This is a genomic window from Mycobacterium sp., assembly GCF_049647605.1.
In the GTDB taxonomy this organism is placed as follows: Bacteria; Actinomycetota; Actinomycetes; order Mycobacteriales; family Mycobacteriaceae; genus Mycobacterium.
In genome coordinates this window covers 63,016-72,357 of record NZ_JBARXZ010000019.1, presented here as the reverse complement: position 1 = coordinate 72,357, position 9,342 = coordinate 63,016, and the positions used below count along the sequence as shown (strand labels likewise).

Here is a 9,342-nt window from a genome sequence, read left to right as displayed (position 1 = left end):
CAGGCCCTACCGGAGCACACAGGAAAAGCTGGGCAGACCAGCAGCTACCCGCTGCCAGCACAACGACCGACCGGCGCCATCACCTCAGAACCACATCCATCAGGTCAGTCCACGGATCGAGGCTTAGCCGACTGCGGACGCCGACCTGGGCCTTTCTTCACACGACGCGATGATGTCAACATAACCTCCAGAATCTCGAGAGGTGTTGCGACCGCACCTAGAAACCACCCGGTCGAAAAGTGAGCACTTCACCTTTCGATTGGAGAGTGATCACTGTGGAGGATTGGGCGGAGATTCGCCGGCTGTATCGGTCGGAGAAGCTGTCGCAGGCCGCGATCGCACGACGGCTGGAGTTGTCCCGCAATACCGTGGCCAAGGCCCTCAAGGCGGATGCACCACCACGGTATGAACGGGCGCCGGTGGTGGGCTCGGCGTGGGCGCAGGTCGAGGCGGCGGTGCCGGCCTTGCTGGCGGAGTTCCCGTTGATGCCGGCGACGGTGATCGCTGAGCGGGTCCGGTGGTCTGGCGGGCATTCCTGGTTCGCCGAGAACGTCGCTCGGATCCGCCCGGAGTACGCCCCGGTCGACCCCAGCGACCGCCTGGTCCATCTGCCCGGCGAGCAGGTGCAGTGCGATCTGTGGTTCCCCGGCCAGCTCGTTCCTGATCACGCGGGGGTGCTGCGGTCGTTTCCGGTGTTGGTGATGGTGGCCGCGTATTCGCGGTTCCTGGCTGCGGTGATGATTCCGTCGCGTGTCACCGGGGACCTGTTGGCCGGGATGTGGCAGCTGATCGCCACTCAGATCGGCAGTGTGCCTCGCAGCTTGTTGTGGGACAACGAGTCCGGGATCGGGCAACGCCGCCGCCTGGCTCAGGGGGTGGCCGGGTTCTGTGGTGTGCTAGGCACCCGGCTGATCCAGGCCCGACCCTATGACCCGGAAACCAAAGGGGTGGTCGAGCGAGCCAACGGCTATCTCGACACCTCCTTTCTGCCGGGGCGCACCTTCGCCTCGCCGGCAGATTTCAACGCCCAACTGCTGAGCTGGCTGACCAGCTATGCCAACCGGCGCACCCACGCCATCACCCGGATGGTTCCCGCCGGTGCACTCGTCGTCGACCGTGCAGCGATGGCGGTGTTGCCGCCGGTAGCTCCGGTCACCGGCACGACGGTGAGCACCCGGCTGGGCCGCGACTACTACGTCAGCCTCGGCGGCAACGCCTACTCCGTGCATCCGGAGGTGATCGGCCGGATGATCACCGTGCGGGCCAGCCTGGGTCGCATCGTGGCCCACTGCGGGGATCGCTGTGTGGCTGATCATGCACGGCTGTGGGGCACCGCGGGGCTGCTCTCTGACCGCGAGCATGTGGCCGCGGCGGCGGTCCTGCGTGAACAGTTCCGTACCCGCCCCGCCGCTGGGGCTCACCTCGACGTCGAGGTGGAAGTCGCTGACCTGAGTGCCTACGACACGCTGTTTGGGACCGGGGAGGTCGCGTGATGGCCACCAAACACATCCCGGCACCCGGTGAGGCCGACAAGCTGATCGCCCATCAATCCCGATTGCTCAAAGCCCCGCGGATCGCCGCGCACTATCACCGCCTCGCTGAACAAGGTAGGGCGGCGAACTGGTCGTTGGAGGATTACCTGGGTGCGGTGTTGGCGGTGGAGTCCAACGCCCGAGCGGAATCCGGTGCTCGACAACGGATTCGGTACGCCGGGTTTCCGGCGATCAAGACGATCACCGATTTCGATTTCACCGCTCAACCCGCCGTCGACCGCGCCCAGATCGCCCGACTCGAAGCCGGTGGCTGGCTGGCCGAAGCCCGCAACATCGTCCTGCTCGGCCCGCCCGGCACCGGCAAAACCCATCTGGGGACCGCGCTGGCGATCGCGGCCGCCCATGCCGGGCACCGGGTCGCGTTCGCCCCGGCCACCGGTTGGATCACCCGCTTGGCCGACGCGCACCGCATCGACCGCCTCGACGCCGAACTGCGCAAGATCAGCCGTTACGGGTTGATCGTCATCGACGAGGTCGGCTACATCCCGTTCGACACCGAAGCCGCCAACCTGTTCTTCCAACTGGTCTCCACCCGATATGAGAAATCGTCGATCATCTTGACCTCCAACCTGCCGTTCTCCCGCTGGGGACAGGTCTTCGGGGAAGCCACCATCGCCTCAGCGATGATCGACCGCATCGTTCATCACGCCGACGTCATCGCCCTCAAAGGCGCCAGTTACCGCATCAAACACACCGCGATCGAGTCACTGCCCTCCGTGGAAGCCGATCGTCAGGCAGACTCAACCCCGTAAACCTGCTCACTTTTCGACCGGAGCAGGCTGCTCAGGATTCAACCGGAGCCGACACCATATTCGATTCCGCCGTAGTCTCCGCCCAAACGGGGCTGCAACGTAGGACCATGCGCGGATCCTGCCGAGCTGTGAGTGCAGGCGCCAGCACACCTCGATGTCCCTCCGTCACGCGTCGTGCCGAGTATTCGGGGTTTGCTGCTGGCGGCGTGCAGGGGAGTGGCAGGGAGGCGACGGCGCGCTGGCGCCGACTGCCCCGCGGCATCGGCGCCAGTTCTTCGATGAGGACTTGGGCTGGAGGTCGCAAGCCGCGTTGGTGAAGGCGGGAAGCATCTCGGTGTAGGCGAGCGGTGCGTCAATGGAAACTGGACTGTCACGCCAAAGTTCCCCGATGACGAACTATTGGTGGCGGCAGCTGCCAGGTTCCGCCAGCTGAACAATCAAGGGGAACCCACAGCTTTCACAACGGCGTCGGATCTGATCATCAAGGTGGCAAAGGTGGTTGACCCGGCGCTGATTCAGGTCGTTGCCCAGCGGCGGAAGGCCCGAGGCGTACTCCGGAACCGAACGATCGCCACGATCATCTGCGACATGGTGATGCCTCAAGGGCCACGGCCAGATGATTCGGTCAGCTTCGGCAACCTGCGTCCCGAGGACCTGTTCAACACGTACTTTCATGGTGACTTCCTTCATGTCGGGGACTGCTCGGGGCAGCTGTTGAAGGTCCAGTCCGAGGAGGGCAACGCCGCATACCACATGTTCGGATTCCTCATTTCGATGTCCGCCCTGGCCGCATATAGCGAGGATGCCGACGCGTTCTGGGACTCTCTGGGCTGGGACCGGTTCGACCATTCCGAAGGGCCAAAGTTCCACAGGCCATTGTCTATTCAGCCGGCTCGCGAGGCGGCCACGACGGCCAATGTCGCGCCTGCGGACACGGTACTCCGTCGTTCTACGACCGCAGGATGTCGGCCGCGGACACGGTTTCGACGAATGCGCGCGCCGCGGCCGCGAGTTTCCTGTCCGCGGTGGCCAGCGCGTCCGCCTGCAGCAAGGTCAGCGCGATGTATTCGGCCTGGTAAGTGTCCGGCCAGTTCAGCTTGGCGGCTATTCGCCATGCGTGGTCCTGCAGTGATCGGTCGCCGAGAAGCCGGATCCTCAGCCCGCGGATATCGTCGAGAACCTTCCGACCGGTCCGTTCATCGATCTCGCCCAGGTGCACCGATTCGTAGACAAGGGCGAGCGCCTGCGAGCGCAACAGCGTAGGAGCCGCCAGGCTGTGCTCCGGTGGGATCGTCGCTCCGCCAGCGGCAAGGTCGATGGCCACCTGTGCATCGACGACGAACGTTGTCATACCAGTACCTTCGCATGGACCACTGGTGTTCCGCTCCCTTGTGCTGGTTGGGAGTATCGCTGTGGTCCGGCTCTGCTCAGCGATGATGAATCACCCCGGCATGTCCGGAGACTTACGGGGTTGAGAACTCAGCGTTGTGCTGAGTCCGGTGGTGACGGTGGTAGAACGCTTCGCACTCGGCTGGTGGCATGTCCCCGCAGTACTGGTAGAGGCGGCGGTGGTTGAACCAGTCGACCCATTCCAGGGTGGCGACTTCAACCTGGTCAACGGTGCGCCACAGCCCGAATGGCTTGATCAGTTCGGTCTTGTAGGGCCCGTTGATGGTCTCGACCAGGGCGTTGTCGTAAGAGTTGCCGGTGGCACCGATCGAGACGTCAATGCCGGCCTCGAAGAAGTCGGTCGGCGAACTTGAGGGAGGCGTACTGCCGCGGCCGTTGTGGTGGATCAGCCCGGACGGATCCTCGACACCCTCGCGTTGGCGGGTCCAGATCGCGTGTTCGATGGCGTCGAGGTCCACTTGGGGGTGCTCATGGTGGTCGCGGTGTGCCAGCCGACGATCCGCCGGGCGTAGGCGTCTATCGCCAACGCCACATACGCCCGCCCAGACCACATCGACACATAGGTAAAGTCCGCTACCCACAACGTATTTAGCGCGTTCGGACGGAACCGCCGACCGACAAGGTCACCAGGCTGGACCGCTTGCGGATCGACGATCGTGGCGCGTTCGGTCTTGCTGCGTCGAGCGCCGTGCAGGCCGAGTTCGCCCATCAGTGGCTCGACGGTGCAGCGGGCGACCCCGATGTCCTCTCGGCGGCATTGCAGCCACACCTTGCGCGCCCCGTAGACCCATAGTTCTCGCGGTGCACCCCGCTGATCTCGACCTTGAGGCTCTCACCACGGACTTGGCGCTTAGATGGATTGCGACGGCGAACGCAGGCGTCGTAGTAAGTGGACCGCGCAATCTTGTTCATGGGTGTCGATGCAGTCGCGGATCACCGATTGCGGCAGTCGAGCTCCGCCGCGAAGAAAGTCGATGCTGATCTCAGAATATCGTTGGCCCGCTTGAGTTCTCGATTCTCAGTCCGCAACCGCCAGAGTTCCTCAGCCATGTCGCTGCTCACGCCGGGACGGCTGCCCGAATCGATCTGATCGCGACGTACCCAGCTCAACAAGGTCTGCGGGGTGCCGATACCCAGCTTGATCGCCACCGATTCGATCGCCGCCCACTCCGACGCATATTGCTCGCGCTTGGGCAACCATCCGTACCGCACGCTCCCACAGCACGGCCGGCTACTTCCTCGAACCTGCCATGACTCCATCCTTCGCAAGAGATGAAATCTCCAGACTCACCAGGGCGATTCAGTCTTGCGAGGGCCGAGAGGCTCGGATGCCCACATGTTGGTCCGGTCAGTACGAGCACCTCTGCCGAGGCGTGGAGCGAGGACAAGCAGACGTGTAACGAGTTTAGGCAGTCGAAGAAATATCTCCATTTTCTAGACACGTGCCTAAATTCGTGCGTAGGGTCACACACACAGCGCGTTCGCAGGCCGTGAACCGCCGCGGCAGAAGGAGTGTCATGGCTCTCAGAGTCGTCCAGTGGTCTACGGGAAACGTCGGAGCGGTGGCGGTGCGCAACATCGTCGAGCACCCCGAGCTCGAGCTCGTCGGAGTGCACGCTCACGGTGAGCACAAGGTCGGGAAGGACGCGGCGGAGCTGGCTGGGCTCGACACGCCCACCGGAGTACTCGCCACCTCCGATGTGGACGCCCTCATCGCCTTGAAGCCCGATTGCATCCACTACAGCCCCATCGTGAGGGACTTGGATCTGATCTGCCGCTTCCTTGAGGCCGGTATCAACGTCGTGGGTACCGCGCGCTTCATCACAGGCGCCTACATCGGCGAGGACTCGACGAATCGCCTGGAGCAGGCTTGTAAGGCCGGAAACAGTTCCATCTACGGGACCGGCCTCAACCCAGGCACGACGAACGCCGTGGCCATTCTCGCCGCAGGAATGTGCGACCGCGTCTACTCGGTCGACATCAGCGAGGGTGTCGACGTCACGCGGTACGCGTCCAAGGACACTTGGGAGGCCTTGGGGTGGGGTCAACCCCTCGGGTCCGTCCACCATGACTCTGGCGCCCAGGAGTTCGAGACGACCGAGGTCCGTGAGGCCATGGAGATGACAGCCGAGGCACTCGGCATCGAGATCGACGAGGTTCGCTTCGAGACTGAGTTCGCGATCGCGAACGAGGACATCGAGCTCTCCTTCATGTCGATCCCCAAGGGGACGGTAGCCGGCCAGCGATCGACGTATCACGGCATGCGCAACGGTCGCAGCGTCGTCCGCCAGCGCATCGCTTACAGCATGGGAACCAACGTCACGCCTTCCTTCCCCCTGGGTGGCTACCTGATGGAGGTCGAAGGCGAGCCGTCGGTGCAAGCCACCCTGTCCTTCCCGAAGCCCAAGGTCGACGGAGTATGTCGCCCGAAGCATTCGATGGACCGCGGAATGGTGGTTGTCGCCTCCGCTGGGGTGAATGCGATTCCCCTTGTCTGCGCGGCCCCGGCAGGCATTCGCAAGGTTTACGAGCTGCCGCTGATCACTGCCCGGGGCCTAGCAGTTGATTGATCCGCGCCGCGAAGAACACCAGATCGAGAGGACTTCAAATGGATAGCATCGAGGACGAAGCACGAGAGGCCTACGCCGCCTTCGTGGCGGCGCGTGACGAGGCCGAGGCTCTCACGCGTGAGTGGAGAACGCTCGCCGACTTCTACACGGAGGATGGCGTGACGATCGACCCTGCGTGGGGCCGATTCGAAGGTCGCGAGGCCATCCGCCAGTACATCGTCGACTCCATGAAGGGTCTGACGCAGGGCGGCATGTGGAGTCGCGAGAACTGGACGATGTTCGAGGGGAACCGGGTCGTCAGCCAGTGGGACCAGATCTTCGGGACCAACGACCAGGGTGAGGAGATCCTCACGCCGGGCCTGTCCATCCTCTACTACGCCGGTGATGGCCTGTTCGCCTATGAGCTGCAGCTCCTCAACATGGGCCACCTCGGTCTGATCGTCAAACAGGGCGAGTGGACTCCGCCTTCCGACGCCAACGTGCCTCCGAAGCGCCCGGACATGTCGGCTCACCTGCCGGCCGCCTGGGCGCACCTGGCGGCGCCGAGCAAGCTCCGGGGTTGAGGGCCGATCACATGACGACACACGAGATCGACTTCAACATCGACTTCACGGATCCGGAGCTGTGGGGCCAACGCGTCCCCACGGAGGAGTTCGCCCAGTTGCGCCGATCCGCCCCCGTCTGGTGGTGCGAACAACCCGACGCCGCGAGCGGCTTTGACGACGGTGGCTACTGGGTGGTGTCGAAGCACGCCGACGTGCGTGCCATCTCACGCGACTCCGGGCTCTTCTCATCGGCATTGAAGACCGCCATCATCCGGTACCCCGAGGGATCGACTCAAGACGACATCGACTCGACGCGGCCCATGCTGGTCAACATGGATGCGCCCAAGCACCCGGCTCACCGCCGCATCATCTCCCGCGGATTCACCCCGAAGTCGATCAACGCCTTGCGCAGCGCCCTGACGGCCCGAGCACATGCGATCGTGGAGGAGGCGAAGGCTGCAGGCGAGGGAGACTTCGTCGAGCAGGTGGCCCGCGAGTTGCCTCTGCAGGCGATCGCAGAGCTCCTCGGTGTGCCGCAAGAGGATCGCTTCAAGCTCTTTGAGTGGTCCAACCAGTGCTTGATCTGGGACGATGAGGAGTACGGCGCCGACCCGAGGGCTGCCTCAGCGGAGCTGGTCGCATACGCCTGGCAGATGGCCGAGGACCGGCGCAATGCACCGCTGACGGACATCGTCACGCAACTCGTGACGGCCGATGTCGAGGGGAAGGGGTTGGAGTCCGACGAGTTCGCCTTCTTCGTCATGCTCCTGGTTATCGCGGGGAACGAGACGACCCGCAACGCGATCACCCACGGGATGAAGGCGTTCGTCGACCACCCACAGCAGTGGGAGCTCTTCAAGAAGACCAGGCCGACGACGGCCGCCGACGAGATCGTGCGTTGGGGCACCCCCGTCAGTGCGTTTCAGCGGACCGCCACCAGGGACACCGTCCTCAATGGGACGGAGATCAAGGCAGGGCAGAGGCTGGGCTTGTTCTACAGCTCGGCGAACTTCGACGAGGACGTCTTCGTCGATCCGTTTGCGTTCGATGTCACCAGAAGCCCGAATCCGCACTTGGGCTTCGGCGGAACAGGCGCTCACTTCTGCGTTGGTGCGTCGCTCGCTCGCCTCGAGATCGAGATCATGTTCAACGCCATCGCCGATGTGCTGCCCGACCTGACGCAGGTGTCTGAGCCGCTGCGGGTCAAAGCTCCGTGGGTCAACGGGATCAAGCACTGGAACGTCCGTTACTGACCTTGTTCAACCCCATCCCAGCAAACTTTAAGGAGACTCGAACCCCCATGACTTTGAAGGTCATCCAGTGGGCAACCGGATCAATCGGAAGCGCCTCGCTCGAATGCATCATCGAGCACCCCGACCTGGAACTCGTCGGTTGCTACGTCCACTCCGAGGCCAAGGTCGGCAAAGATGTCGGTGAGCTGATTGGACGCGAGCCGATCGGCGTTCTTGCCACGAATTCAGTCGACGAGATCGTCGCGATGGAGGCGGATGCAGTCATGTACTCGCCGCTGGTCCCGCGGCGTAAGGAAGTGATCGCTCTCCTGAGGTCCGGCAAGAACGTCGTGACACCTCTCGGTTGGTTCTACCCCGACCAGACCGAGACGGACATCATGGAGCCGATCTGTATCGAATCCGGGGTGAGTCTGCACGGAACCGGTATGGACCCGGGCGCCATCACCGAGGTGCTTCCTCTCATCTTGTCCGCGATGACATCGGGAGTCACGTTCGTCCGCGGTGAGGAGATCTCGGACATTCGCGGCTATGCCTCCGTCGATGTTGTTCGCGACATCATGCTCTTCGGTGCTACTCCTGAAGTGGCGAAAAACGGCCCCATGATGGACCTTATGGATGCCGGCTACCGACAGTCGTTGATGATGATCACGGACACGTTGGGCCTGTCTCGTGAGTCGCTGCGGATCGAGCGGACGCTGGATGTGGCTGTCGCAACCCAGGAGATCGACACTCCGATCGGCATCATCGCACCCGGTCTTGTGGCCGGCGAGAAGTTCTACTGGGATGCCTATGTCGGGGATCATCACGCTGCCCGGGTCGGCGTCACGTGGCTCATGGGCGAGGAGCACATGGACCCTGACTGGAACTTCGGGGAGCTGGGCGAACGGTTCGACATCGAGGTGCGGGGCCTTCCCGACACCGTTCTTGCGATCACCTCATGGCACCCGGTGAACATGGAACAGGCGATGACGCGGAACCCGGGAATCTTTGCCACGGCGGCGCACGTGGTCAACGCGATCCCCTACGTCTGCGCAGCAGAACCGGGCATCCGCACGTCTGTGGATCTACCCATGGTCGCTGGTCGCGCGCACTCGAAGCTGTTGCAGGGCTGAAGAACTGGTGACGCGAGCGGCCAGGCGACGGCGGGCACGCGTGTCCGTCACGCTCGGCCGCCGCTTCACGTGCCAATCCTGACGCCGCGCCGCATTCACGAGCGGTAATTGTTCCTCTCACACGGGCCCTGCCGGAGGTTCCACCAG

8 protein-coding genes and 1 pseudogene are annotated in these 9,342 nt (G+C 63.6%); 6 read left to right on the top strand and 3 right to left on the bottom strand.

Going from position 1 to position 9,342, the window contains the following annotated elements:
- Positions 1 to 275: 275 nt before the first annotated feature.
- A complete protein-coding gene (istA, locus tag WBB07_RS02860) occupies positions 276 to 1,493 on the top strand; it encodes an IS21 family transposase (protein WP_526304559.1) in 1,218 nt (405 codons plus the stop codon).
- Entirely contained in the window at positions 1,493 to 2,305 is an 813-nt protein-coding gene (gene istB, locus WBB07_RS02855) for an IS21-like element ISMyma9 family helper ATPase IstB (RefSeq protein WP_526304553.1), read from the top strand. Before istA ends, istB begins: the two co-directional genes overlap by 1 nt.
- Positions 2,306 to 2,701: 396 nt before the next feature.
- Here istB and WBB07_RS02850 read toward each other — a convergent pair whose 3' ends face one another.
- The 3 genes and pseudogenes from WBB07_RS02850 to WBB07_RS02840 form a co-directional block, all read right to left on the bottom strand.
- The gene (locus WBB07_RS02850; protein WP_526304551.1) at positions 2,702 to 2,995 is read right to left on the bottom strand and encodes a hypothetical protein; all 294 of its coding nucleotides are present in this window, start codon (positions 2,993 to 2,995) and stop codon (positions 2,702 to 2,704) included.
- A gap of 259 nt (positions 2,996 to 3,254) precedes the next feature.
- Positions 3,255 to 3,656, bottom strand: a complete 402-nt coding sequence (locus tag WBB07_RS02845; RefSeq protein WP_526304549.1) for a type II toxin-antitoxin system VapC family toxin — start codon at positions 3,654 to 3,656, stop codon at positions 3,255 to 3,257.
- A gap of 112 nt (positions 3,657 to 3,768) precedes the next feature.
- Positions 3,769 to 4,916, bottom strand: a pseudogene (locus WBB07_RS02840) (IS3 family transposase).
- Positions 4,917 to 5,232: 316 nt separating this feature from the next.
- Here WBB07_RS02840 and WBB07_RS02835 point away from each other — a divergent pair.
- The 4 genes from WBB07_RS02835 to WBB07_RS02820 are packed head-to-tail and all read left to right on the top strand — an operon-like array spanning position 5,233 to position 9,195.
- Entirely contained in the window at positions 5,233 to 6,285 is a 1,053-nt protein-coding gene (locus WBB07_RS02835; RefSeq protein WP_526304547.1) for an NAD(P)H-dependent amine dehydrogenase family protein, read from the top strand.
- Positions 6,286 to 6,323: 38 nt separating this feature from the next.
- On the top strand, positions 6,324 to 6,848 hold the full coding sequence (locus WBB07_RS02830; RefSeq protein WP_526304546.1) for a nuclear transport factor 2 family protein: 525 nt from the start codon (positions 6,324 to 6,326) through the stop codon (positions 6,846 to 6,848).
- Positions 6,849 to 6,859: 11 nt separating this feature from the next.
- Positions 6,860 to 8,083: a cytochrome P450 gene (locus tag WBB07_RS02825; RefSeq protein WP_526304544.1), complete on the top strand. Its 1,224-nt coding sequence runs from the start codon at positions 6,860 to 6,862 to the stop codon at positions 8,081 to 8,083.
- 47 nt (positions 8,084 to 8,130) lie between these two features.
- On the top strand, positions 8,131 to 9,195 hold the full coding sequence (locus WBB07_RS02820; protein ID WP_526304542.1) for an NAD(P)H-dependent amine dehydrogenase family protein: 1,065 nt from the start codon (positions 8,131 to 8,133) through the stop codon (positions 9,193 to 9,195).
- Positions 9,196 to 9,342: the final 147 nt, after the last annotated feature.